Annotated in this window: 19 protein-coding genes, 1 tRNA gene and 3 pseudogenes; 15 read left to right on the plus strand and 8 right to left on the minus strand. The window is 64.2% G+C overall.

What is annotated here, in order from left to right:
• The first annotated feature begins 36 nt into the window (after nt 1-36).
• The 3 genes and pseudogenes from ABD742_RS09285 (at nt 37) to ABD742_RS09295 (ending at nt 3439) form a co-directional block, all read left to right on the plus strand.
• Nucleotides 37-1592: pseudogene (locus tag ABD742_RS09285) on the plus strand (circularly permuted type 2 ATP-grasp protein).
• Between the two features lie 72 nt (nt 1593-1664).
• Nucleotides 1665-2591, plus strand: a complete 927-nt coding sequence (locus ABD742_RS09290; protein WP_078108851.1) for an alpha-E domain-containing protein — start codon at nt 1665-1667, stop codon at nt 2589-2591.
• Nucleotides 2588-3439 (plus strand): transglutaminase family protein, encoded by an 852-nt coding sequence (locus ABD742_RS09295; RefSeq protein WP_234749358.1) that lies wholly within the window; start codon nt 2588-2590, stop codon nt 3437-3439. The genes ABD742_RS09290 and ABD742_RS09295 overlap by 4 nt, the downstream gene beginning before the upstream one ends.
• Nucleotides 3440-3463: 24 nt before the next feature.
• Here the strand turns inward: ABD742_RS09295 and ABD742_RS09300 are convergent, their stop codons facing one another.
• Complete coding sequence (locus tag ABD742_RS09300; protein ID WP_234749355.1) at nt 3464-4915, minus strand: SDR family oxidoreductase; 1452 nt, start codon at nt 4913-4915, stop codon at nt 3464-3466.
• 167 nt (nt 4916-5082) lie between these two features.
• On the opposite strand from ABD742_RS09300, the gene ABD742_RS09305 reads away from it, so the two are divergent.
• Complete coding sequence (locus tag ABD742_RS09305) at nt 5083-6267, plus strand: integrase catalytic domain-containing protein (RefSeq protein WP_234749353.1); 1185 nt, start codon at nt 5083-5085, stop codon at nt 6265-6267.
• Nucleotides 6268-6451: 184 nt separating this feature from the next.
• On the opposite strand, the gene glgC is transcribed toward ABD742_RS09305, so the two are convergent.
• On the minus strand, nt 6452-7834 hold the full coding sequence (gene glgC / locus ABD742_RS09310; protein WP_078108854.1) for a glucose-1-phosphate adenylyltransferase: 1383 nt from the start codon (nt 7832-7834) through the stop codon (nt 6452-6454).
• 104 nt (nt 7835-7938) lie between these two features.
• Here glgC and glgA point away from each other — a divergent pair, with 104 nt between their 5' ends.
• Complete coding sequence (gene glgA, locus ABD742_RS09315) at nt 7939-9138, plus strand: glycogen synthase (protein ID WP_234749351.1); 1200 nt, start codon at nt 7939-7941, stop codon at nt 9136-9138.
• A 179-nt stretch (nt 9139-9317) separates the two neighbouring features.
• Here glgA and ABD742_RS09320 read toward each other — a convergent pair whose 3' ends face one another.
• Nucleotides 9318-11426: an acyl-CoA dehydrogenase family protein gene (locus ABD742_RS09320; protein ID WP_234749349.1), complete on the minus strand. Its 2109-nt coding sequence runs from the start codon at nt 11424-11426 to the stop codon at nt 9318-9320.
• A 34-nt stretch (nt 11427-11460) separates the two neighbouring features.
• Nucleotides 11461-12183: a TetR/AcrR family transcriptional regulator gene (locus ABD742_RS09325; protein WP_234749973.1), complete on the minus strand. Its 723-nt coding sequence runs from the start codon at nt 12181-12183 to the stop codon at nt 11461-11463.
• A gap of 68 nt (nt 12184-12251) precedes the next feature.
• Here ABD742_RS09325 and ABD742_RS09330 point away from each other — a divergent pair.
• The 3 genes and pseudogenes from ABD742_RS09330 (at nt 12252) to ABD742_RS09340 (ending at nt 15887) form a co-directional block, all read left to right on the plus strand.
• Nucleotides 12252-13621: pseudogene (locus ABD742_RS09330) on the plus strand (acetyl-CoA C-acetyltransferase).
• Between the two features lie 5 nt (nt 13622-13626).
• On the plus strand, nt 13627-14979 hold the full coding sequence (locus ABD742_RS09335; RefSeq protein ID WP_234749345.1) for a 3-oxoacyl-ACP reductase: 1353 nt from the start codon (nt 13627-13629) through the stop codon (nt 14977-14979).
• Nucleotides 14976-15887, plus strand: coding sequence for a MaoC family dehydratase (locus ABD742_RS09340; RefSeq protein ID WP_234749343.1), 912 nt, complete (start codon nt 14976-14978; stop codon nt 15885-15887). Before ABD742_RS09335 ends, ABD742_RS09340 begins: the two co-directional genes overlap by 4 nt.
• A 251-nt stretch (nt 15888-16138) precedes the next feature.
• Here ABD742_RS09340 and ABD742_RS09345 read toward each other — a convergent pair.
• A tRNA-Leu gene (locus ABD742_RS09345) sits at nt 16139-16221 on the minus strand.
• A 276-nt stretch (nt 16222-16497) separates the two neighbouring features.
• Here ABD742_RS09345 and ABD742_RS09350 point away from each other — a divergent pair.
• Together ABD742_RS09350 and ABD742_RS09355 are read left to right on the plus strand one after the other, a co-directional pair.
• Nucleotides 16498-17801: pseudogene (locus ABD742_RS09350) on the plus strand (M20/M25/M40 family metallo-hydrolase).
• Between the two features lie 10 nt (nt 17802-17811).
• Complete coding sequence (locus ABD742_RS09355; RefSeq protein ID WP_234749339.1) at nt 17812-18972, plus strand: acyl-CoA dehydrogenase family protein; 1161 nt, start codon at nt 17812-17814, stop codon at nt 18970-18972.
• A 46-nt stretch (nt 18973-19018) separates the two neighbouring features.
• On the opposite strand, the gene ABD742_RS09360 is transcribed toward ABD742_RS09355, so the two are convergent.
• Nucleotides 19019-19252 (minus strand): DUF5703 family protein, encoded by a 234-nt coding sequence (locus tag ABD742_RS09360; RefSeq protein WP_059389241.1) that lies wholly within the window; start codon nt 19250-19252, stop codon nt 19019-19021.
• A gap of 39 nt (nt 19253-19291) precedes the next feature.
• Here ABD742_RS09360 and ABD742_RS09365 point away from each other — a divergent pair, with 39 nt between their 5' ends.
• Entirely contained in the window at nt 19292-19564 is a 273-nt protein-coding gene (locus ABD742_RS09365; RefSeq protein ID WP_234749337.1) for a hypothetical protein, read from the plus strand.
• Nucleotides 19565-19583: 19 nt separating this feature from the next.
• Here the strand turns inward: ABD742_RS09365 and ABD742_RS09370 are convergent, their stop codons facing one another.
• A complete protein-coding gene (locus tag ABD742_RS09370) occupies nt 19584-20516 on the minus strand; it encodes an aldo/keto reductase (protein WP_234749335.1) in 933 nt (310 codons plus the stop codon).
• A gap of 52 nt (nt 20517-20568) precedes the next feature.
• Between ABD742_RS09370 and ABD742_RS09375 the strand changes: the two genes are divergently transcribed.
• Both ABD742_RS09375 and mshC read left to right on the plus strand, forming a co-directional pair.
• Complete coding sequence (locus ABD742_RS09375; RefSeq protein ID WP_234749333.1) at nt 20569-21402, plus strand: undecaprenyl-diphosphate phosphatase; 834 nt, start codon at nt 20569-20571, stop codon at nt 21400-21402.
• Between the two features lie 16 nt (nt 21403-21418).
• On the plus strand, nt 21419-22702 hold the full coding sequence (gene mshC, locus ABD742_RS09380) for a cysteine--1-D-myo-inosityl 2-amino-2-deoxy-alpha-D-glucopyranoside ligase (protein ID WP_234749331.1): 1284 nt from the start codon (nt 21419-21421) through the stop codon (nt 22700-22702).
• An 81-nt stretch (nt 22703-22783) separates the two neighbouring features.
• On the opposite strand, the gene ABD742_RS09385 is transcribed toward mshC, so the two are convergent.
• On the minus strand, nt 22784-23689 hold the full coding sequence (locus ABD742_RS09385; RefSeq protein ID WP_234749329.1) for a PAC2 family protein: 906 nt from the start codon (nt 23687-23689) through the stop codon (nt 22784-22786).
• Between the two features lie 118 nt (nt 23690-23807).
• Here ABD742_RS09385 and ABD742_RS09390 point away from each other — a divergent pair, with 118 nt between their 5' ends.
• On the plus strand, nt 23808-24539 hold the full coding sequence (locus ABD742_RS09390) for an HAD family hydrolase (protein WP_234749327.1): 732 nt from the start codon (nt 23808-23810) through the stop codon (nt 24537-24539).
• Complete coding sequence (locus ABD742_RS09395; protein ID WP_234749325.1) at nt 24540-25709, plus strand: site-2 protease family protein; 1170 nt, start codon at nt 24540-24542, stop codon at nt 25707-25709.
• Nucleotides 25710-25716: the final 7 nt, after the last annotated feature.

The raw sequence follows: 25716 nt of genomic DNA on the forward strand, positions 1-25716 counted from the left end.
TGCGTTCGTAATCGAAAAGGTGATTATCTGAGTCCCATGTCAGAGCTATTCCGGGATTACTCCGAGGCCGCCGCGCGTTCCGGCGCCTACGACGAAATGTTTGCCCCGGGCACAGTTGCCCGAAAATCCTACGGCCAAGTGGACGGCGCACTCCGCGAACTTTCGCTGGCCGATGTGAGCGCGCGTGCCGAGTCGATGGCACGGACCTTCTTGGACCGGGGCGTGACCTTCGATTATGCCGGGGAGGAGCGGCCCTTCCCGTTGGACATCGTGCCGAGGGTGATTCCAGCTGACGAGTGGGATGTGCTTGAGCGTGGGGTTAAGCAGCGCGTGCGCGCGCTGGAGGCTTTCTTGGATGACGTCTACGGGCGGATGGCGGTGGTCACCGACGGTGTAGTGCCGCGGGCATTGGTGACCACGAGTGCGCACTTCCACCGTGCGGTGCATGGTTTCGAGCCGGCCGGCGGGGTGCGCGTGCACGTGTCCGGCATCGATGTGGTCCGCGACGCCGCGGGCACGTTCCGCGTGCTGGAGGACAACGTCCGCGTGCCTTCCGGGGTGTCCTACGTGTTGGAGAACCGGCGGGCGATGGCGAAGGGTTTGCCGGAGGCGTTCGGGCAGCAGCACATCCGTCCGGTCGAGGAATACCCGCGCCGTCTGCTTTCGGCATTGCGCAAAACGGCGCCCTCGGGGTGGACGACCCCACAGTGGTGGTGTTGACCCCCGGTGTCTTCAACAGCGCCTACTTCGAACACACCCTGTTGGCCGGGCTGATGGGCGTTGAACTGGTCGAGGGCAGGGACCTGATCTGCCGCGGAAACCGGGTATACATGCGCACCACCGCCGGTGAACAGCGTGTCGACGTCATTTACAAGCGGATCGATGACGAGTTCCTGGATCCGTTGCAGTTCCGCTCCGATTCCATGCTCGGGTGTCCGGGACTGGTGAACGCGGCCAGGGCAGGCGGGGTGACGATCGCGAACGCGGTGGGCAACGGGGTGGCCGATGACAAATTGGTCTATTCCTACGTGCCGGACCTGATTCGTTACTACCTGCACGAAGAACCGGTGATCGCCAACGTGGAGACCTTCCGGCTGGAAGAGAAGGAAGCCCGCGAGCAGGTCCTCGACCGGCTCGAGGAACTCGTGGTCAAGCCGGTGGACGGTTCCGGAGGCAAGGGCTTGGTGATCGGTCCGGATGCTTCGCGGGACGAGTTGGACGCCTTGCGGAAGCGGGTGTTGGCGGATCCGCGCGGCTGGATCGCGCAGCCAGTGCTTCAGCTTTCCACCGTGCCGACCCTTTCTGGAGACCGTTTTGGGCCCCGGCACGTGGATTTGCGTCCGTTCGCGGTCAACGACGGCGACGACGTCTGGGTGCTCCCCGGCGGGCTGACCCGGGTGGCTCTGAAGGAAGGCTCGCTGATCGTGAACTCTTCCCAAGGTGGTGGTTCCAAGGACACTTGGGTACTCTCAGGCTCTCCGCAACTGCCCGCAGTTGAGCTGCCCCGTTCCTCCATCACGGTCCGTGAACAGGTCTCGGTCTGGCCCGTCGAAAGCAACTGGCGGGACCGCCAATCGGACCAGCAGCAGTGATCCGTCACGACATGATGCCGGAGCAGGATACATTCATCGTCACAACGCAGGACCCGAAGGAGGCACAGCCCCATGCTGAGCCGTATTGCTGAATCCCTTTTCTGGATCGGCCGTTACGTGGAGCGGGCCGACGGAACGGCCAGAATCCTGGACGTCCATCTTGAACGCCTGAACCACCTGCCGCTCGAGGAGCAACGGAGCGTGGCGAGGGAACTCCTGGCTGTCATGGGAGCCCGGCCGCAGAGCGAGGAATTCGGTTTGCCGGAGCTGCTTCACGCCCTCGCCTACGACAAGACGAGTGCCACGTCCATCGCCGGTTCCTTGGGGGCTGCGCGTGAGAATGCGCGGCGGGCACGCGAGACCGTGTCCTCCTCATTGTGGGAGAGCCTCAACACGACGTACTACGGGCTGAACCAGCACCGTAAGGACGTCGTGGGTACGTACCGTTTCTGCAACTGGGTACTGGAACGCACCGCCATGGTCAGGGGCCTCGCGGACACGACGGTGAGCCACGACGAAAGCTGGCTTTTCCTGGTCCTCGGACGTTCGCTCGAACGTGCCGACATGACCGCGCGGATGCTGTCCACGAGGGATGTCCTCTCCGCGGGAATGTCCTGGGTCAACATGTTGCGTTGCGCCGGCGCCTACGAGTCTTTCCTTCGGACCCGCCGTGCGGCCTTCGGAGACCAACACGCCGCCGAGTTCCTCCTGCTGGACCGTTTGTTCCCGCGCTCCATTGTTTTCGCCCTGCGCGACGCTGACGAGTGCCTCGCCAAGCTGGATCCCTCCGCGCAGCGGGTGGGCTTCATCAATGACGCCCGTCGGATCGTCGGCCAGGCCCGTACCTTCCTTGAGTTCCATCGCACGGACGATCTCATGTCCGAGCTGCCCGAGCATATGGACCGGGTGCAGAAGGCCGTCACGCAGGCCTCCGACGCGATTTCCCGTAAGTACTTCAATCAGGCGGATGAACTGGCCTGGGTGGGAGAAGTTTCATGACCCGGCTGAGCATCGTCCACAAGACGGCCTACAAATACAACCGCCGAGTGACCCTGTCGTACAACGAGGCACGCATGACGCCGTTGACCGATCCGCAACAGGTGGTCCTTGAATCCTCGCTGAAGATCACGCCGTCGCAAGCTGCCGTGAGCACCTACCGCGATTATTGGGGCACCCGCGTGACCGCCTTCGATATGCAGATGCCGCACGAGCGCCTCGAAGTGGTGGCCACCACCACCGTTGAGGTCCACCGGGTGGAACGGGTGGCCCTGGACGAAGACATCGTTGGCTGGGATGTGATGGCTTCCGACGAGATCCGGGACCAGTTCAGCGACTGGTTGCCCCAGTCGCAGCTCAGCGGTCCGGGGGAGGAAGTCCTCGGCATCATTCCCGCCGTCGTCGCCGGCAAGAACCCGCACGAGACTGCCATGGCCATTTTCGAATGGATGCGCGGCGAAATGAGTTATGTGAAAGGCACCACGGGCGTTACCACCAACGCCGAGGAAGCCTGGAACCAGCGCCAAGGAGTCTGCCAAGACTTGGCCCACTTGGCCATCGGCTCGCTCCGCAGTTGCGGCATTCCGGCCCGGTACGTGTCCGGTTACATCCATCCGCGGCCCACGGCCGAGATCGGCGAAACCGTCGCCGGCCAATCCCACGCTTGGCTGGAATGGTGGGACGGCGAATGGCGCAGCTGGGATCCCACCAACCACAAGCCTGCCGGAGATCTCCACGTCACCGTGGCGCGGGGCCGTGACTACCGGGATGTTCCTCCCCTGAAGGGCATCCTGTCCGGCGGCGGCGGCTCAGGCCTCACCGTGACGGTCGAGATCACGCGACTCACTTAGCAGGCCCGCGGCCCTCCGCCTGGATTACCAGGGGGAGGGCTTGTAGTCCTTCAGGAAGACGCCGTACTGGTCTTCGCCGTTTTCGCCCATGACGATGGGATCGTAGACACGCGCCGCCCCGTCCACGAGGTCGAGGGGCGCGTGGAAACCTTCCTCCATGAGCCGGACTTTGGTGTAATGCGGGCGTTCGTCAGTGATCCATCCGGTGTCGACGGCGGTCATCAGAATCCCGTCGCTGTCCAGCATCTCTTGTGCGCTGGTCCGGGTCATCATGTTCAAGGCTGCCTTGGCCATGTTGGTATGCGGGTGCCCGGGGCCCTTGTAGGCGCGGGAGAACTGCCCCTCCATGGCCGAGACGTTCACGATGTACTTTCTGTGTGCCGTGGAGCGCCTCATGGCTCCACGGAGTCGGCTGACCAGGAGGAACGGCGCCGTGACGTTGCAGAGCTGAACCTCGAGCATCTCCAGCGGATCGACTTCGTCCACCACTTGGGTCCAGCTGTTGATGGCCGCGAGGTCGGGAACCAGGCCGCCGGCGTCGATCGCGGTGCCGGTCGCGATCCGCGCCAAAGACGCCGAGCCCGTGGACAACGCGAGCGAGGTAATCGCGTCGCCCGCCAGCACAGGATGATCGGTGACGCTTTGGGTGATGGCCAGGGGGTGCTTATCGTGGGCATGGCCGAACGTGACCAGCTCCGGGCCGCCATTGGCTGCCTGCAGGGCCTCCGGCAGCGGCTCGTCCTCGGCATCCACCAGGGGCTTGTATGCATTCCCCGACCGCCGGACCGTTTGGGCGGCGTTGTTGATGATGATGTCGAGAGGGCCGGCCTCATTGAGGGAGTCGGTGAGGGCCATGACCTGTGAGGGATCACGGAGGTCGATGCCCACGATCCTGAGCCGGTGCAGCCAGTCCGCACTGTCTTCCATGGCGGCGAAACGTCGTGCCGCGTCCTTGGGGAAGCGAGTGGTGATGGTGGTGTGTGCTCCGTCGCGGAGCAAACGAATGGCGATGTACATGCCGATCTTGGCGCGCCCACCCGTGAGGAGGGCGCGACGTCCGCTGAGGTCCGTGCGGGCATCGCGCTTACTGTGGCTGAAGGCCGCACATTCCGGGCATAACTGGTGGTAGAACGCGTCTACTTGCGTGTAGTGCTGCTTACAGATGTAGCAGGGCCGGGACCGGATGAGGTGGCCGGCGATTTCGCCCGTGGCCGAGGTGGCCAGCTTGTTGCCGCGGGTCTCGTCGTCAATCCTGTCCGGGGCTGCGGTGGCGGTCAGTGCGATGACAGCGCGGTCGGCTTCAGCGATCTCGTCCCGTTTGGTGACCCGGCGATGGCGCTTGACGGCCTTGAACATCTTTCCCGTGGCACGACGGATGGCGACGTAGTCCGGGTGCTCCTCGTCGTAGGCGTGGATGGTGTTCAAGACCTTGAGGCAGGCCTGGATCTCTTCAGGCGTCAAATCGGCGGGGCTCATTGGGTCAATTTTACAGGGTCGGGCACAGCAAAGCCTCCCAGCGCGTTGACTCATTGAAAACCTCCGCGTAGCCGGATACGTTGCCTCATTTGAAAACCTCCGCGTAGCGGCGTGGTTCGCAGGTGTGGCGGCGGTTGGGGGCTATGCCCGTTTTCATGGAGCTAACGATGGCCCAGCGGCAAGCTGTGACGAAGAAGAAGGCCCTCGCCTATAAGGGTGCCGATCGTGCCGGGAAGTCCCGGATTCTGAACGAACTGGTCGAGCTGACCGGGTGGCACCGCGACTACGCCCGGGCGGCGTTGCGGGACGCCCTGGTGTTGAAGATCGTCAGGCCACGCCCGGGCAGGACCCCGGTGTACGGGCCTGATCTGCTGCCGGCCCTCATCAAGTGCTGGGCCGTGCTGCGCGCCCCTGCCGGCAGGCTGCTGGCCCCGATGCTGCCTGTCCTGGTGCCGCTGCTGCGCCGGGACCGGGAACTTGAGCTGACCGATGAACAGGCCGGACTGCTGACGCGGATGAGCGCAGCGACCATCGACCGGAAACTCGCCGGCGAACGGGCGAAACTTTTCCCCCGGGGACGGTCCCATACCAAGCCGGGCACGCTGCTCAAATCCCAGATCCCGGTCCGCACCTGGGCCGAATGGGATGACGCCGTCCCGGGGTTTGTGGAGATCGACCTGGTGGGCCACGAGGGAGGCAACAGCTTCGGGGAGTTCTGCTGCACCCTGACGGTGACGGACATCGCCACGGGCTGGACCGTGAACCGGTCGGTGCGGAACAAGGCCGCCAAATGGGTCTTCGAGGCCCTCGAACACGTCACTGCCGTGTTCCCGTTCCCCATCATGGGCATCGATTCAGACAACGGTTCCGAGTTCATCAACGAGCATCTGCTGGCCTACTGCCACGCGCACGAGATCATCTTCACCCGCTCCCGGCCCGGCAACAAAAACGACGGAGCCCACGTGGAGCAGAAGAACTGGGCCAGGGTCCGGGAACTGGTCGGCTACCTGCGCTACGACACCGCCGCGGAACTGGCCAAACTCAACGAGATCTGGGAGCTGGACCGTGTCTTCACCAACTACCTGCTGCCCCAGCAGAAGCTACTCTTCAAGCAGCGGCACGGCGCGAAAGTCACCAAGAAACACGACGCCCCCGCCACACCCCACCAACGCGCGATCCGGCATGAACGGATGCACAAACGCCCGGTCATCCAGATGAACGCCGCCTTCAAACGCATCAAGCCCGGAGCCCTCTCACGCCAGATCCTGGCGCTCACCGGGCAGCTGGAAACACTGGCCTTAGCCAAGAAACCAGCACCCCTCAAACCCGTCAACCGCGCCTGGAACCACTAGGCCTCCCGGAGGCACTTCAATGAGGCAACGAAACCACCCATCCGGAGGTTTTCAAATGAGGCAACGTATTACTCTTCCCGGAGGTATTGCAATGAGGCAACAGGCCCAGGCGGCAGCGGCTGGAGGCCTGCTGTCGCCTGGGAGGCCGGGGGCTGTTCTAGTTCCGGGATTCCTGGGTTCCGGGTCAGACCTCTACCGAGGAAGCCTGGATTTTCGTGACCTGCTCCGCGGAGTCCCTGATGTCAGGGAACTTCTCCGTCGCGGCCTTGATCGCCTCCGGCACCGAGCGGCGGTATTCGGCCGCCAGGGCGAGCTCGGACGCCTCCGGCTCCGGTACCACCTGGTCCTTGGCGAGCACGGTGATTCCGGATTCGGTGACCTTGAAGCCGCGGGCCCGGTCGAGGTCGGGATCCAAGCCAATGGCAGCCCCGGCGGGGACTTTCACGTTTTTGTCGATGATTGCTCGTTTGACCACGGCACCTGCACCGATGCGCACCTTGTCCATCAGCACCGAGTCCTGGACCCTGGTGGCCGGTCCTACGTAAACATCGTTGGAGAGCACGGATCCTTCCACGATTCCGCCGGAGATTACCGAGCCACTGGCCACGATGGAGTCCAGCGCGGTGCCCACGGTGCTGTTCTCGCCCCGGACAAACTTGGCCGGCGGTGAAATACTCTGCCGCGTGTAGATGGGCCATTCCGAGTTGTACAGGTTGAATATCGGCACGGGTGAAATGAGGTCCATGTGGGCGTCATAAAAGGAATCGATGGTTCCAACGTCGCGCCAGTACGTGCGGTCGCGTTCAGTGGAACCGGGAATATCGTTGAGCGTGAAGTCGTAGACGCCGGCCTCACCCTGGGACACGAAGTAAGGGATGATGTCGCCGCCCATGTCGTGCTTGGTGTCCAGGCGCTCCGCATCGATGCGGAGTGCTTCCACCAGGGCGTCGGCGTCGAAGACATAGTTGCCCATGGAGGCAAGGAACTGCGAAGGATCGGCGGCGAGGCCTTCCGTTTCCGCAGGCTTTTCCACGAACGCCGAAATCTTCTGGGGATCGTTTTTGTCAACCTCGATCACGCCGAACTGGTTGGCCATGTTCAGTGGCTGGCGGACGGCCGCAACTGTGGCCTTGGCTCCGCTGGCCACGTGCTGTTGGACCATCTGCTGGAAGTCCATGCGGTAAACGTGGTCCGCTCCGACCACGACAACAATGTCGGGGTTGGCGTCGTGAATCAGGTTCAGGGACTGGTAAATGGCATTCGCGCTGCCGAGGAACCAGCTCTTGCCCACGCGCTGCTGGGCGGGAACCGAGGCGACATATCTGCCCAGCTGGGTGGACATCCGCCAGGTCTCGGAAATGTGGCGGTCAAGACTGTGCGACTTGTACTGGGTCAACACCACGATCTGGAGGTACCCGGAATTGACCAGATTCGAGAGAGCGAAATCGATCAATCGATACCCCCCCGCAAACGGCACCGCAGGTTTGGCCCTGTCTGCCGTCAATGGCATAAGGCGGTTTCCTTCGCCGCCAGCCAACACAATTGACAATACTTTCTTCAACGCCATGGTGTTTGCTCTCCCTGTACGTCTTTGTAGCCCCCGAAAAAAGCCCGGGTTGCCGGACCCTTTCACACTAGAACACATACTCCGGAAGGACTACGTTAGGTAGCGTGCGCGTAGACATTGTGACTAAAGAGTTTCCACCCGAAATCTATGGCGGGGCCGGTGTGCATGTTGCCGAGCTAAGCCGCGTCTTGGCGAAGCACGTGGATCTGCAGGTGCGTGCCTTCGGCGCGCCCCGTGATGCGGACTTCCACGGTGCAACGGTGACGTCGTATTCCACACCGGATGATCTGGGGGCGGCCAATGCCGCTGTCCAGACCCTCGGGGTGGATTTGCGCATCGTGCCGGACATCGCCGGAGCGGACCTGGTCCATTCCCATACTTGGTACGCCAACATGGCCGGCCACCTGGCGTCGCTGTTGCATGGGATACCCCATGTGCTCAGCGCCCATAGCCTGGAGCCGTTGCGGCCGTGGAAAGCGGAGCAGCTAGGCGGTGGCTACGCGTTGTCCTCATGGGTTGAAAAGACCGCCTATGAGGCCGCCGCGGCTATCATCGCCGTCTCGGACGGCATGCGGAAGGACATCCTGCGCAGCTATCCGAACGTGGATCCCGCCAGGGTCCGGGTGGTCCACAACGGCATCGACGTCGACATGTGGCAGCCGGACGAGGGCGAAGACGCAATTCGTGCCGTCGGCATCGACCCCGCCAAGCCCAGTGTGGTCTTCGTTGGGCGTAACACCCGCCAGAAGGGCGTCCCTTACCTCCTGAAGGCTGCGGCCAGCTTGCCGGAAGATGTGCAGCTTGTGCTGTGCTTGGGAGCGGCGGACACCCCGGAACTCGCAGCGGAAACGGCCCGCCTCATCGAGGACCTGCAGGGCAAACGCCAAGGTGTCCTGGTCATCGAACGCATGCTTCCGAGGCATGAGCTCATCCAGGTCCTCAGCCATGCCACGGCCTTCGCTTGCCCGTCGATCTACGAGCCCCTCGGCATCGTCAACCTCGAGGCCATGGCATGTGGCGCAGCCGTCGTGGCAAGCGCCACTGGCGGCATCCCCGAAGTTGTTCAGCACGGCGAAACAGGACTGCTGGTGGAACTGGAGCAAGTCACGGACGGCACCGGCACTCCACTGGATCCCGAAAAGTTCGTCGCGGATTTCGCCGCCGCCCTCAACGAGGTTGTGTCCGATCCGGCGCGGGCCAAGGTCATGGGTGCCGCGGGCCGCGTCCGGGCGGAGGAACATTTCTCCTGGGAGTCGATCACCGAAACAACCCTCGAGGTCTATCGTTCGGTCCTCGCCCCCTGACCTTCCAACCTTAGTTCCCAAGTGACTCGCAGTAAGTGTCGTTTTGAGGGCTCATAACGACAACAAATGCGAGTGAGTTGGGACGGAACGACGGCGGCGCCGCACCCCCTCAGCGGGAGTGCGGCGCCGTCGTCGTTAAAGGATTCGGCAACTGTTCACCGGCCGGTCACGGCAGGATGCTAGCTGGATTTCCTCCCCTTCAACGCGAGGAGGCTCTTCTCCTCGGCGGGGGCGTTGCCGCTTGCCCGTTGCGCCCGGAAGTGGCCGCGGGCTCCGTCCTGGCGTTCCTTCTCGGCCCCCGAGGCGATGGCCGCCCGCAAGTGCTCCGGACCGTAGCCGAAGGAATCAACCAGGTCCAGGGCGTGGGGACGGATCTTGACGAGCAGCCTGTTGATGTAGGCCCCGACGGTGCGTCCGCGCTGCATGGAAAGGCGGCCGTTCATGAGGTACCAGGACAGGTGTTTCTCAATGAGGGAGAGGCCAAACAGGTCGCGAAGCCATGTCATGACTCGCAGGGTACCCGGGTCGCCGACCTTGCCGAGGGCTTCGGTGAACGCTTCCCATTGCAGGAGTTCGGCGTGGGCCTGGGCGGCTTCAATCAAATCGTCCTGATGCTGGTTGAACAGTGCGGCGCCCTGGTGCTGTGGAAGCTTGTTTGCACCCTTGAGCGCAGAACCCACCTCCGCCACCATGGACTGCACCCGGTCTGTCAGGAGCGTGCGTTGGCCTTCTTCGTCCCGCAGGGCGAGCGCGGCTTTCTGGACTGATCCCGTGTCCGCCACGAACTGCGCTACTTGCCGCAGGCCGGTGCGGTTGATGGCGACGTCCGCGGCCTGGGCGGCCACGAAGCGGGCGAGCACGCCAAAGTCGACGTTGCGGAACTCTTTGGCGTAGTCGGCCAGGAGGCGCTTGGCGACGAGCTGGAGAAGCACAGTGTTGTCACCTTCGAAAGTGGCATAGACGTCCAGGTCCGCGCGGAGCGAGGCGAAACGGTTCTCGATGAGGAATCCAGCGCCGCCGCAGGCCTCCCGGCACTCTTGCAGCGTGTCGAGCGCGTGCCAGGTGCTCATGGGCTTGAGGGCCGCGGCGAGGGTCTCGAGGTCCTGGCGGTCGGCGTCGGTGTCGTGCCGGCCTGAGAAGACGTCGTCGAACTTTTCGAGCAGCTGCTCGTGGGCGAAGCTCGCCGCAAAGGTGGTGGCAAGCCGGGTGAACAAGCGGCGCTGGTGCCGCTGGTAGTCCAGCAGGACTTCCTCGTCAGTGGGGGAGGAGGCGTTGAACTGGCGCCGTTCGGCGGCGTAGCGGATGGCGGTCGTCAAGGCCACCTTGCTGGCGGCGACTGCGGCGCCGTCGAGGGAGACACGGCCCTGCACCAGGGTTCCGAGCATCGTGAAGAAGCGCCGTCCCGGGCTCGCGATGGGCGAGGTGTACTCGCCTTCGGGGGAGACGTTGCCGTAGCGGTTGAGCAGGTTGGTGCGCGGGACACGGACATCGGTGAAGTGCAGGCGGCCGTTGTCGATACCGTTGAGCCCGCCCTTGACGCCGTCGTCTTCCCCGCCGATTCCGGGCAGGAACTCTTTGGTGTCCGGGTCCCGCAGCTGAACATAGAACGCGTGGACGCCGTGGTTCACGTTGCGGGTCACCAGTTGGGCGAACACGACGGCGGCCAGGCCGTCCTCGGCTGCGTTGCCGATGTAGTCCTTCCATGCGGCACGGAACGGAGTGTTGATGACGAACTCCTGGGTGGCCTCGTCATACGTGGCCGTGGTCGCGATGCTCGCAACATCGGAGCCGTGCCCGGTTTCGGTCATGGCGAAGCAGCCGGGGATCTCCAGGCTCATGATTCCGGGCAGCCATGTGGTCTGGTGCTCCTCCGTGCCGAGGTGCATCACCGCTGAACCGAAGAGACCCCACTGGACGCCGGCCTTGATCTGGAGTGAAGGATCGGCAGTGACGAGCTCCTCGAAGCCGGCGATGTTGCCGCCGTGGTCATCCGAACCGCCCAGGCTGGCGGGGAAAGCCCGGTGTACGGCGTTGTTTTCCACGAGGTACTTCAGCTGCCCGAATACACGCCTGCGGTGCTCGGTATGCGTCAAGCCTTCGATCTTGTGTACCTCGGGACGGCCCGCGAGCTCGCGCGCCGTGTGCCGGATATGGGCCCACTTGCCGAGCAGCAGTTCGCCAAGGGCCGCTACAGCCACCGTAGGGGCGGGCGCAGCGGGCTGTGTGCTTGCAGCCGTTCCCGAGGCCGCGCGGTTGCTGGAGGAGGTGCGGTCCGCTACTTCAGTCATGGTGATTCCTTCTTTGGTTCCGAACAACGTGGAGTCATTGCTGATATTCAGAGGAGTTGATCTTGAGTTCCGGGGCGATTCCCACGCACAGCCAATCGGTGATCCGGGCCGCCATGGTTTCCTGGTCGGGCTTTGCGGGGGAGGCGGGACTACCGAGCCACCTCTCGCCGGCGTTGCGGACCAGCCCGATGGCCGCGGTGGGCCAGTAGTCGATCAGTGCCTCCTTTTCCGCCCCCAGGTGTTCCCGCATGGGCCGGGCGATCATGGCACTGATCGACTCGAAGAAGTGGCCAAGGGCTCCCGAGGCGGCGATGGCGTCTTGAGCCGAGGGTTCCCCTTGCGAGAGCCGCGTGATGAACGCGTAGACGGCGGGGCTGGACTCCGCCATCTGCAGGTAGGCGGAGACCATGGCGAACAAGCCTTCGCGAGGAGTCTGCGCGCTTTCTGCCGCTTCCTTCATCCGCCGTTGCATTTGTCCCAGCACTACTTCGCCCATTGCCTGTTGCAAGCCGGCTTTGTCCCCGAAATAGCGGTAGTACACCGACTTGGAGGTACTGGCCGCGGTCGCGATGTCCTCCATGGAGGCGTCGCTGCCCAGCGCGTGGACTGCCTTGCGGGCGGCCTTGATGAGATCGCGCCGGCGCTCTTCGCGGTGGAGCTGCCAGCGGGCGGCGCGGCCGTCGACGGCGGGAGCCTCACCGTCCGCGGGGGGCGGGGTCCCGGCGTCTTGTTCGGCGGGAAGTCCTGGCCTGGGGATGTTCACGATACTCAGCGTATCAGGTACGCTGGGTATCAGTAACCCGATGTGATCATAAGGAGAAACGCATGCCTGCAGCAGCACATTCCGAGAGCGCACCACACGAATCCCCCGCAACCCCGGGCACACTCCGCAGGGCCGTGGTGGTCGGCGGGAACAGGATCCCCTTTGCCCGGACCGGCGGCGCCTACACCAAATCGTCGAACCAGGACATGCTGACGGCGGCACTGGACGGGCTGATCGCCCGCTTCGGCCTTCAAGAGGAGCGGATCGGCGAGGTCGCCGCAGGAGCCGTCCTGAAGCACTCCCGCGACTTCAACCTGACGCGCGAAGCGGTGCTTGGCTCGGCCCTTTCCGCGGAGACGCCTGCCTACGATCTCCAGCAGGCGTGCGCCACCGGCCTTGAGACCGTCCTGGGCCTTGCCAACAAGATCAAGCTGGGCCAGATCGACTCGGCTATTGCCGGCGGCGTCGACTCTGCCTCGGATGCCCCTATTGCCGTGAGCGAGGGCCTCCGCGAAATCCTGCTTGACCTCAATCGCGCCAAGTCCCTGCCCGATCGGCTCAGGGTCCTCTCCCGGCTGCGTCCCAAGGACCTCGCCCCGGACGCTCCGAACACCGGGGAGCCGCGGACAGGCCTCTCCATGGGAGAGCATCAGGCGCTGACCACGGCCCAATGGAAGATCAGCCGCGAGGCGCAGGACGAGATTGCGTTCAATAGCCACTACAACCTCGCCGCGGCCTACGAACGCGGCTTCTTCGATGACCTCGTGACTCCGTACCGTGGGCTGAGCCGTGATTCGAACCTCCGGCCCGATACGTCCATGGAGAAGTTGGCCACCCTCAAGCCCGTCTTCGGCAAGAGCCTTGGAGCCGAGGCCACCATGACGGCCGGCAACTCCACCCCCCTCACGGACGGCGCCTCCACGGTTCTCCTCGGCACTGAGGAATGGGCGGACGCCCGGGCCTTCCCAAGCTGGCCGTCGTCGTCGACGGCGAGGCGGCCGCCGTCGATTTCGTCCACGGCAAGGACGGACTCCTCATGGCCCCGGCCTTTGCAGTACCAAGACTCCTCGCACGCAACGGCCTGTCCTTTGAAGACATCGACTTCTTCGAAATCCACGAAGCCTTTGCGGGCACCGTCCTGAGTACGCTCGCCGCGTGGGAAGACGAGGACTTCGGCCGTACCCGGCTGGGACTGGATGGTGCCTTCGGCAAGATCGACCGCGCCAAGCTCAACGTCAACGGCTCGTCCCTCGCCGCCGGACATCCCTTTGCCGCCACCGGCGGACGGATCGTCGCCTCGCTGGCGAAGATGCTCCACGACAACGGCCCCGTGGACGGCCGTCCCGCGCGCGGACTCATCTCCGTCTGCGCAGCCGGAGGGCAGGGCGTCGTCGCGATCCTTGAGGCCTACTCCGCTCCGGAAGGGCGGTAGCCGGCATGACGGACAAATACACACAGTTTGTCAGCCACGGGATTGGCAAGGACCTGGCAAAAAAGCTCGGCCTGCCCCAACCTGCCGTGCTCCGGAGGTACAAAGCGGGAGAACCGCTGGTTCCGGGTCCGGTCCTTGTGCTCGGGAGTGGCAACGGCCGGGCCGCCGGCTCCGACGACTTGGCTGCCGCCCTCGTGGGCTGGGGCCTCGACGTCCGGCGTTCTGCATTGCCCAAGGAAAAGCTGGGGGCGATCATCCTGGTACTTGACGCCGTCGAGCACCCGGAAGAGCTTGCCGGACCCGTTCTCACCGCGGCCCCATCGCTCCGCGATTTGGCCCCCGGCGCCCGGGTCGTCACGATCTCCCGCACCTCCGCCTCTGCCGCCAACCCGGCGGTTGCCGCCGGTCGTCAAGGCGTCGACGGGCTGCTGCGTTCCCTCGCCAAGGAACTCCGGGCAGGTGCCACGGCCAATGGCATTCTCCTGGGGGACAGTGCCGGCACCACGAGCCCCAGCACGCTGGGTGCGCTGCGCTTCTTCCTGTCCGGCCGGTCCGCGTTCGTGGACGGCCAGTTCCTGACCGTCACCTCAGGCGCCGGCGAGCTTTCCTCCGATGCCGACAAGCCCCTGGCCGGGAAGGTAGCCGTCGTCACGGGAGCCGCACGCGGAATCGGCGCGGCGATCGCGCGGACCCTGCACCGGGACGGCGCCCGGCTGGTGGTGGTGGATATTCCCGCTGCGGGCGACCACCTCGCCGCCGTCGCCAACGAGGTCCATGGCACTGCCCTGCAATTGGACATCACGGCCGAGGACGCCGGGAGTCGGATCATCGAGCACGCAGTGGAACGCCACGGCGGCCTCGACATCGTCATCCACAATGCCGGCATTACCCGGGACAAGCTCCTGGCCAACATGGATGAGGGCCGCTGGAATTCCGTCATCGGCGTGAACATCGCCTCGCAGTTGAGAATCAACGAGGCACTCCTGGGCTCTGACCAGCTCCACAAAACCCCGCGGATCGTGTCCGTCGCCTCCACCAGCGGTATCGCCGGCAACCGCGGGCAGACCAACTACGCCGCTTCCAAAGGGGGAGTGATCGGCATGGTCAGGGCCACGGCGCCCTTGCTGGCAAAACGCGGCGGCTCCATCAACGCCGTCGCGCCCGGCTTCATCGAGACCGACATGACCGCCCGGATCCCCTTCGCCACCCGGGAAGTGGCCCGCAGGCTGAATTCGCTGCAGCAGGGCGGCCTGCCCGGGGACGTGGCAGAGGCAATTGCGTTCCTGGCATCGGACGCGGCCGCTGGAATCACGGGAGAAGTGCTCAGGGTCTGCGGACAGAACCTGGTGGGTGCATGAGCACGGAACAACCGCTCATCCTGGGGGAGCTGCCGTCCCTCTCGAAGCTGTACGTGAACGCGGCGGCGACGGCGGCACGGCGGAGGGTGCTGGGATTCCAGACAGCCACCGCGCTGCCCCACGGGAGCCACGAGGTCCGCGGGGTGCGGGCCGACGTCGCGAACCTCACCGCGTACCAGCACCTGATCGGCGAGACTGCGAGTGACGCCCTGCCGGCCGGCTTCATCCATGCCCTCGCGTTCCCGGTTGCCATGAGCGTACTGAACCGCGACGACTTCCCGCTTCCCCTGCTGGGGATGATCCATCTGAAGAACCACGTGGAGCAATTGCGGGCAGTCCAGTTCAGTGAGCCGCTCGACGTCCGGTCCTGGGCCGAGGACATGCGCGGCCACAGGGCGGGAACCCAGCTGGACGTCGTCGCCGAAGTCCGGTCAAGCAACGACGGGGCCTTGCTCTGGCGGGGCGTGTCGACGTATTTGGCCAAGGGGGTCTTCCTTCCGGGAGTCGATAAGGCCGGCACGGCCGCCGCTCCGGCTGACTTCACGGCACCCGCACCAACAGCCGTCTGGCAGCTCGGCGTGGATACCGGCCGCCTTTACGCCGCCGTATCCGGAGACTTCAATCCGATCCATTTGAGCCTCCTCTCAGCCAAGGCGCTGGGCCTGCCGCGGTCAATCGCGCACGGCATGTACCTTGCATCCCGGGCCCTGGCCGACGTTGGCTCGGTGAAGTCGGAAGCGTTCCGATGGGACGTGAATTTCGAGGCACCGGTGTTCCTCCCCGCGCGGGTGGCCCTGGAAATCGGCACCATCCACTCCGCGTCGGGGTCGTGGGAGCGTTCGGATTACGTCGCCTGGAACCCACGGAGCGGCAGGAGGCACTTCAGCGGATCCGTGACGGCGCTGTAGGGCTCCCGTTTCGGGGTTCAAGGTTCAAGGTTCAAGGTTCAGGAACGGCTTCGACGACGGCGGTCACCCACGTGGGCGACCGCCGTCGCCGTCCCTCGCGGAGCCAGATTCGGAGCCAGATTCACTGCCGTGGGTGAATTGCGGGAAATGCAATTCAGTAAATGTGATGAACGCCGCAAATCGCCCGAAAAGGCAAATTCAGGTTAAACAAACAAGGCCTGGAATTATCATAATTCCAGGCCTTGCAATTGTGCGCGGAGGGGGACTTGAACCCCCACCCCCTTTCGAGGACTAGCACCTCAAGCTAGCGCGTCTGCCATTCCGCCACCCGCGCAGGTGGTGTTCGGAGCCTTCGTTCTGCGCCTCTCGGCGCTTCTCTTTCCTCCGAAGCAGCGAGAAAAACTCTAACACGGTTCCGGGGAAATAAAAAAACCGGAGCTGGAGGGGGGCCTGCCAACCGCAATTGGACCCTGCCATTCCGCGCCAAAACGCAGGAAAGCGCGCGGCCAAACGAGCCTGCGGTGGGTAGGCTGAGGGAAGCGCGCGGGAGCGTCCGCACCATCTGCCTACCCGCCGGAGTCCGTCCATCCCAGCCAGCAAGGAGAGTTCCATGACTGATATCCGACCCGAGGACGAAGTAGTCCGGATCTGCCAGGAACTCATCCGCATAGACACCTCGAACTTCGGTGACGATTCCGGTCCCGGGGAACGTGTCGCAGCGGAATACACCGCGGCGCTTATTAATGAAGTGGGATTGGACGCTGAAATCTTTGAGTCGGCTCCGGGCCGGGCCAATGTCATCACCCGGCTGCCGGGGAGGACCCCTCGGCCGGCGCCCTCGTGGTGCACGGCCACCTCGACGTCGTCCCGGCGCTCAAGGACCAGTGGTCCGTGGATCCCTTCAGCGGCGAACTCAAGGATGGACTCATCTGGGGACGCGGCGCCGTGGACATGAAGGACATGGACGCCATGATTCTCTCGGTCATGCGCGACTTCGCCCGCACGGGACGCAAGCCCAAGCGGGACATCATCTTCGCGTTCTTCGCTGACGAGGAAGCCGGAGGCAACCACGGCGCGCGCTACGCCGTCGAGCACCGCAGGGAACTCTTCGACGGCGCTACGGAAGCGATCTCCGAAGTAGGCGGCTTCTCGGCCACCATCGGAGGCCAGCGCACGTACTTGCTGCAGACCGCGGAGAAGGGCCTTTCCTGGCTGCGCCTCGTCGCCCACGGCCGTGCCGGGCACGGTTCGCAAATCAACACGGACAACGCGATCACCCGCCTGGCCGGGGCTGTCACCAGAATCGGCGAGTATCGATGGCCGATCGAGCTGACCCCCACCACCCGGCAGTTCCTCGATGGCGTCACGGAACTGACCGGCGTCGAGTTCGATCCGGACAACCCCGAGACCCTCCTGAAGGAACTCGGCACCGTAGCGCGTTTCGTGGGGGCTACCCTCCAAAACACCTCGAACCCCACGCTGCTGAGCTCCGGATACAAGCACAACGTCATCCCCGAATCGGCGGAAGCCCTGGTGGATTGCCGCACGCTGCCGGGCCAGCAGGAATTGGTCTTCGAAACCGTCAAAAAACTTGCCGGAGACGGCGTGGACGTCAGCTACGTCAACAAGGACGTGTCCCTGGAAGTGCCGTTTGCCGGCAATCTGGTAGACGCCATGATCGATGCCTTGCACTCGGAAGACCCCGGGGCGAAGGTGCTGCCCTACACCTTGTCCGGCGGCACTGACAACAAGTCGCTCAGCAAGATCGGCATCACAGGCTACGGCTTTGCGCCCCTGATGCTCCCCGAGGAACTCGACTTCACGGGGATGTTCCATGGCGTTGACGAACGCGTTCCGGCGGATTCGCTCAAGTTCGGATCCAGGGTGCTCAACACCCTGCTCAGCAACTACTAGGGAGAACGCCTTGATTCCTGGGGAGATCCTGCCGGACGAGCTGCTCGACCGCATCCGGGGCCGCGCAGCGGGCTACGACCAGAACAACTCCTTCTTCCACGAGGACCTTGAGGAGCTCGCTGCGGCGGGTTACCTGAAGATCTTTGTCCCCGGGTCCGACGGCGGACTGGGGCTCGGGCTCGAAGCCGCGGCGGCGCTTCAGCGCCGGCTGGCCACGGCTGCCCCGGCCACCGCGTTGGCCGTCAACATGCACCTTGTCTGGACCGGCGTCGCGCACGTCCTGGCGGCCCGCGGCGACGACTCCCTTGACTTTGTCCTCAAAGAGTCCGGACAGGGCGAAGTCTTTGCCTTCGGGATTTCCGAGCCGGGTAATGACTCCATGCTCTTTGATTCAGGGACCACAGCGGAACCGCAGCGTGACGGCGGGTACAGCTTCACCGGGCGGAAGATCTTCACGAGCCTGTCGCCGGCATGGACCCGCCTCGGCATCTTCGGCAAGGACAGCGGCGCACGGGACGGGAGCGGGGAACTGGTTTTCGGCTTCCTCCAACGCGATGCGCCAGGCCACGAGACACTGAATGACTGGGACACCCTGGGCATGCGGGGCAGCCAATCGAACACCACGCTCCTCCACGGCGCCATGGTGCCGCCGGAACGGATCTTCCGGAAACTGCCAGTGGGACCCAACCAGGATCCGTTGATCTTCGCGATCTTCGCGTGCTTCGAAACGCTGCTTGCCGCGGTCTACACGGGCATCGGCGAGCGGGCCTTCACCCTGGCGGTCGAGGCCGCCAAGCGCCGGACCTCGGCCAAATACGGCGGTCGGAGCCTCTCGCAGGACCCGGACATCCGCTGGAAGATCGCCGACGCCGCCATGGCAATGGATTCCATCCAGCCCCAGTTGGCGTCTGTTGCCCGTGACGTGGATGCCCTGGTCGATCACGGGGCGCAGTGGTTTCCCAAGTTCGTGGGGCTCAAGGTGCGGGCCACCGAGAACGCCCGGACCATGGTGGATGTGGCGATCCGGGTTTCCGGAGGCTCAAGCTACTTCCGGGGTTCCGAACTCGAGCGGCTGTATCGCGATGTGCTGGCCGGGATCTTCCATCCCTCCAATGACGAATCAGCGCACACCACGGTAGCCAACGCGTGGCTTGGCCCGCTCGAAAGCTGAAACGCCCGAAAGCTGGAGCGGGGAACCCGAAAACTCGGCCGTGCTGCTACACAGTGCGCTGTACGTTGAGTACTCTGCGGCGCAGCCAGAACCGGCGACCGCCGCCGATATAGAGGATGCTCCGCTCCAGTTCCCACTTGCCATATTCGGAGTGTTCCACGAGCCGACGCCGCGCCTCGGGCAAGGAATCGTCAGGGCTGACAGTCAGTACGAGATACTCGTACTGCCTTGCGTAGTCCCGCTGACGCTCCACTGAACTGCTCAGAAATTGTTCTCTCATCCCTCTCCATTTTCGTCTTTTTCGGGCTAACGTGAAGTCATGAGCATCGATCCGCGTGTCGCGCTTCAGTCATTGACAGCCGCCTTAGAAGAGCACCTGATTGCCGCTTCCGCCCGCCGGGGCGAAGGAGATCCCGCTGTGGAGGCAGCGTTTTTCGCCGTCGCAGATGCCTTTGAGGTATATGAGGACTCACTATACGAGGCCTACTCGGAAGTCACACCACTTCAGGTGTTCGACGACGATGAAGAAGATGACGACGAGGACAACAATGAACTCCTCGATGAAGACGAGCTGGAGATCCTTGACCAGTGATGCTGCGGTTTCAGCCGGGTCAGATCGCTGAAACGTCTTCCAGTGCCCGCGAAATTTCAGCGGGAAGAGGCGCCAGCTGCGCATCGAGCAACTCCTTGAGCTGGACCGCATTGCGCGCGCCCACTATGGCCGTGGATACGCCCGGGCGGGAGAGCAACCAGCTCAGCGAAACGTCGACGGCGGAGCGTCCCAATCCACGCGCGGCCATTGCCGCTGCTTCGACGATCCGAGCACCCCTCGCGTCGAGGTACTTTTCGACGTAGCCGCTGAGACGGCCCTCAGCGGCTCGTGATTCAGAAGGAATCTGTCCACGGTATTTGCCGCTGAGCACCCCGCGGCCGAGGGGCGCCCACGCCATGAGGCCAAGGCCGGCGTCCTCGACCGCGGGCACGAGTTCGTCTTCGGGCTTCCTGTGCAGGAGCGAGTATTCGGATTGGTTGGCCACCACCGTGAACCCCGCGATGGCCGCAGCCTTGGCGGTCTGCCAGCCGTTGTAGTTGGAGATGCCGACGTACCGCGCGCGTCCCGAGCGCAGCGCAAGGTCAAGTGCGGAAAGCGTTTCGTCCAGCGGAACGTTGCCGTCCCAGGCGTGCGCGAACCAGATGTCCACGTAGTCGGTGCCCAAGCGGGCAAGGCTGGCGTCCAGTGCGGACAGCATGGAACCGCGGGAGGCATCGACACTGCGCCGGCCGTCCGACGTCGAAACGCCCGCTTTCGTGGAGAGGACAACCTCCGAACGCGCCACAACGTCCCCCAGCATGGAGCCCAGGAGGGCCTCGGCTTGCCCACCTGCGTAAGAGGCCGCGGTATCGATCATGGTGCCGCCCGCTGCGATGAACGTATGGAGCAGCTCCCGTGCATCCTGTTCGTCCGTTTCTTCCGCCCAGGACATGGTGCCCAGGGAAAGGGTGGACACCCGAAACCCACTGTTGCCGACGTAACGCTGCTGCATAGCTGATAGCTTACGGGGAGATCGGGTAGATCATGACGTAGGGTCTATTCACGTGAACTGGATAGAAGCAGCCTTCCTTGGCCTCGTGCAGGGCCTGACAGAATTCCTTCCGATTTCTTCAAGCGCACACCTGCGAATTGTCGGCTCGTTCCTGCCCAATGCGGCGGATCCCGGAGCTGCTTTCACGGCCATTACCCAGCTGGGCACCGAGACGGCCGTGATCGTCTTCTTTTGGCACGACATCGTCAGGATTGTGCGCGCTTGGTTCGGATCGCTGCGCGGCAAGGTCTCCAGGGACGATCCCGACGCCCGGATGGGGTGGTTGGTCATCCTCGGCAGCCTGCCTATCATCGTGCTCGGCCTGCTCTTCCAGAACCAGATCGAATCCGTGCTGCGCAGCCTGTGGATCGTCGCCACGATGCTCATCGTCTTCGGCATGATCCTCGCGGTAGCGGACGCTGTCGGCCGGCAGGAACGCGAGCTGAGCCAATTGACCTTCAAGCACGGCATCCTTTACGGGCTGGCCCAGGCCATGGCGCTCATCCCGGGCGTCTCCCGCTCCGGTGGAACCATCACCGCCGGCCTCTTGATGGGGTACACACGTGAAGCGGCCGCACGGTATTCGTTCCTGCTCGCCATACCCGCTGTCTTCGGCAGCGGCCTGTACCAGCTGTACAAGGTGGTGTCGAAGGAAGGAATCACCGGACCCTTCGGCCTTCCGGAAACAGCCCTGGCCACGGTCATCGCCTTCGTTGTGGGCTTCATCATCATCGGCTGGTTCCTCAAATTCATTTCCACCCACAGCTACCGTGTCTTCGTGTGGTACCGCATTCTCCTTGGACTCGCCCTCTATGTACTGCTCGGTTTCAATGTCATCAGCGCCTAGCACTATGGTTGAGGCTGTGAAATCGTGGATCTCCCGCCCTGTGCCTGAACTACCCGGCAGCATGCCCCCGTTGAGGCTTTTCGATACCGCCCTCAGGGCCCTCGTGGAGGTCGAGCCACGCGCGGAGCAATCCATGTACGTCTGCGGCATCACGCCCTACGACGCCACCCACATGGGCCACGCGGCCAGCTACGTCGCCTTCGACCTGCTCAACCGGGCATGGCGGGACAGCGGCCAGCGGGTTGCCTACGTCCAGAACGTCACCGACGTCGACGACCCCCTCCTGGAGCGCGCCACCGCCACCAGCGTTGACTGGCGGGAGCTGGCGGCGAGCCAGATTGAGCTTTTCCAGACCGACATGGACGCCCTCAATGTGCTGGCTCCGAATTACTACATCGGGGCCGTCGAGGCGATCCCGATGATTGTCCCGGCTATCGAGAAATTGATTGCGGACGAGCTCGCCTACCGCGTGCACGGCACCGGCGGCGAACCCGACGGCGACGTCTATTACGACGTCGAGGCAGCCGGCAAGGCTTCGGATAGCCCGGACGCGTGGACCCTCGGTGACATCTCGGGACTCGGCGAAGTGGAAATGCTGGAGCTTTTCGCAGAACGCGGCGGCGATCCCGGCCGGTCCGGCAAACGGAATCCCCTTGATCCTTTGCTTTGGCGCGTTGCCCGCGACGGCGAGCCGAGCTGGCCCGGCGCAAGCCTCGGTGACGGACGTCCCGGCTGGCATATTGAATGTACGGTCATCGCCCAGAAGTACCTGCCGGCTCCCTTCACTGTGCAGGGCGGCGGATCGGACCTCGTGTTCCCGCACCACGAAATGGGCGCTGGACACGCGTATTCGCTGAGCGGCGTTCCCTTGGCGCGCCACTATGCCCACGCTGGAATGGTGGGCCTGGACGGCGAAAAGATGAGCAAGTCCAAGGGAAACCTGGTCCTTGTGTCCAAGCTCCGGGCCGCGGGCGAAGAGCCTGCCGCAATCCGCCTGGCGATCCTGGCCAACCACTACCGTTCGGATTGGTCCTGGACCGATGAAGGCTTCGCCCAGGCCAAGGAACGCCTCAACATGTGGCGGGCTGCCCGGGACGTTGCCCCCGAGGGGTCAGCGGCGGAGCTGCTGACGCGGATGCGCGCCGAGCTGGCCAACGACCTCAATGCTCCCGGCGCGGTCGCCGCCGTCGATGCCTGGGCTGCGGCGGCCCTCAGCAGCGCGTCCGACGCCAATCCCGGCGCGCTTGATTCCGCCCTGGTGAGCGACGCGATCAACGGATTGCTCGGCGTCGAGCTCTAACGGAACTGCGGGAGCGGAAGCAGAGCTTCGGGAACTGAAGCCGAGGCTGGCTGAAGCGGACAAGCCCTGACGGCAAGACTGTCAGGGCTTGTCCTTGCCCCTGCGCTTGAGGTAACGCTCGAATTCGCGCGCGATGGATTCGCCACTGGCCTCCGGTAGGTCAGCCGTGTCCTTGGCCTCTTCGAGCTGCCGCACGTAGGCCGCGATTTCCGGGTCTTCAGTGGCCAGTTCGTCCACACCGCGCTCCCAAGCCTCGGATTCCTCGTTGAGGGCGTGGGTTTCCAAGGGCACCTGGAGGAGATCTTCGATCCTGTTCAAGATGGCCAGTTGTGCCTTGGGGGAGGGGGGCTGTGCGACATAGTGCGGCACGGCCGCCCACAGCGACACCGTAGGCAGGCCCGCGAGCAGCGCGAATTCCGCCAATACCCCCACAATGCCTACCGGCCCCTCGTACTGCGAAGCCTCCAGGTTCAAGCGCTGCCGCAATCCGCCGTCGTCCGAGGTGGTGCTCACGGGGATCGGGCGGCTGTGCGGGACATCGGCCAGAAGGGCGCCGATCAGGACAACGTAGTCGACTTTGAGCGTTTCGGCATGGACCAGAAGCTCGGCCGTGTAGGCGCGCCAGCGATAGGAAGGCTCGGTGCCGAGCACGAACACCACATCGACGTTGCTGTCCGGGACGCTGGCCTTGTACAGGCGTGTTGAAGGCCATTTCACCTTGCGCGTTCCGGCTGCCGTGCGTCGAACGGTCGGCCTGGTGAACTGGAAGTCGTAATAGTCGTCGGCATCAACGGATGCCACTTTCTTTCCTTGCCACAACTTGTTCAAGTAGTGCAGGGAATCACTGGCCGCCTCGCCGGCGTCGTTCCAACCCTCGAAAGCCGCCAGCATCACGGTGATGCGCTGGCCTTCGGCTACAGGCTGGAGAAGGCGCTCAGGCTCCGGGGAAGTGGCCTGTCCGTCAGAGGCTCCGTCCAAACTGTTCATTCACTCACCCTACGTCCAACACCGCCACCGATGCATGGCGTTAGGGACCGGCGTGGCCATACTTCGCCCCGGGCGTAGAGCGGCAATTGCCCCGCCTCGTTCCACGTAGACTTTAGGCATGCTTGCTTCAGCCACCCAGCCCCTGCTCAAAGCCGCGCTATGGGACATGGATGGCACCCTGGTGGACACCGAGCCATACTGGATTGCTGCGGAGCGCACCCTCGTAGAGTCCCACGGCGGCGCCTGGGGCCACGAACAAGCCATGCAGCTCGTAGGGCAGTCGCTGATGCACTCGGCCGGCATTCTCCAAAGGGCTGGAGTGAACCTGGAAAAGCGCGAGATCGTTGACTCCTTGAGCGCCCAGGTCATCGACCGTCTTCGCGTCGAGGTGCCGTGGCGGCCCGGAGCCAGGGAATTGCTTGACGAGCTGTACCAATCGGGCGTCCGTTGTGCCCTCGTGACGATGTCCGAAGGCCCCATGGCGCGGGAAGTCGTGGCCAACCTTCCCAGGCCCTACTTCGAGTTCCTCATCACGGGGGACACCGTCAGCCAAGGAAAGCCCCACCCGGAGGCTTACCTCGCCGCCGTCGAGCGGCTCCGGGACAGCGACCCCGGGCTGACCGTGGATCATTGCGTCGCACTCGAGGATTCCGTCCCGGGAGTTGCGTCCGCGATCGCCTCCGGCGTGGTCACGGTCGGAATTCCGCACCAGATGCCACTGCCCGAGGACCCCCGCCGGGCAACTTGGGACACCCTTCACGGACGGAAGGTCGCCGACCTCGAAGCACTTGTTGCCGCCCGGGCATCCGCCAATGTGCCGGCCGGAGCTTTCCTTGGACAGGCAAATTAAGTGAGCACTCCCGGAAACCGTGGCCATAGCACCCGTAGCGCTAAAAAGGACGGGATTCCACTCGGTCGCATCGCGGGAATCCCGGTGTACCTTGCCTACTCGTGGTTCATCATCGCGGCGTTCACGGTCATCGTCTATGGACCAGCACTGCTGATCCGGAACCACTCCTTGGGGATCGGCGCCTACTTGGTTGCCTTTGGCTATGCGGTGCTCCTGGCCCTTTCCGTGCTCGTCCATGAACTCGCCCATGCCTTGAGCGCCAAGGCCTTCAAATGGCCCACGGAGAAAATCGTTTTGAATCTCTGGGGCGGGCACACCCAGTTCGAGAGCTTCATCGCGTCCCCCGGCCGCTCGGTGGTTGTTGCTTTGGCAGGACCCGCAGCCAACTTTGTCCTCGCGGGCGGTGCCTGGCTGTTGCTGCAGGCCGGTGTCTTCACCGGGGTAGGGGACACCCTGACGAACATCCTCATGTGGGCTAATCTGCTGATCGGCATCTTCAATGTGCTCCCGGGCTTGCCCCTTGACGGGGGCCGCTTGGTGGAGTCCGCGGTATGGAAAGTGACGGGCAGCCAGGAAAAAGGGACGGTGGCGGCTGGCTGGGCCGGACGGGTCATCGTGATCGTCTTGGTTGTTTGGTTCGTCGTCCTGCCCTTGCTGAGCGGCAGCGCGCCGGATCTCAGCCTGATGCTCATCACCTTCCTTGTCTGCAGCTTCCTCTGGATGGGCGCCTCGGGTGCGATCAAGCAGGCCACGCTCCGCGGCCGCCTCCCCTCGGTGAGCGCCGCCGCCTTGGCCGAACCCGCCGTCGGAATTCCGAACTCGGCCACCGTCGCCGACGTGCTGCGCGTGGCACCCTACGGTACGCCCGCCGTCGTGATCTGCGGACCGGATGGGCGGCCGCAGGGTCTTGTCGATCCGGCTGCCGCCGCAGCCGTGCCGCCCTCCGAGGTATTCACAACCGTGGTGACGGCGGTTTCGACCCCGCTCGCCGACGGCGCGTATGTCCCGCGGACGTCCAGCGGCCAGGAACTGATCCAGTATTTGGCGCAGCTCAGCGGCGTCGAATACGCCGTCGTGGATGAAGCCGGCACAGTCATCGGCCTGCTGCGGCAGCAGGCCGTAGTGACAGCCATTACAGGTAAAGTAGCCCGACGGAGCGGACGCCCGTAGGACCTTC

This window comes from Arthrobacter ramosus (assembly GCF_039535095.1).
Lineage (GTDB): Bacteria > Actinomycetota > Actinomycetes > Actinomycetales > Micrococcaceae > Arthrobacter > Arthrobacter ramosus.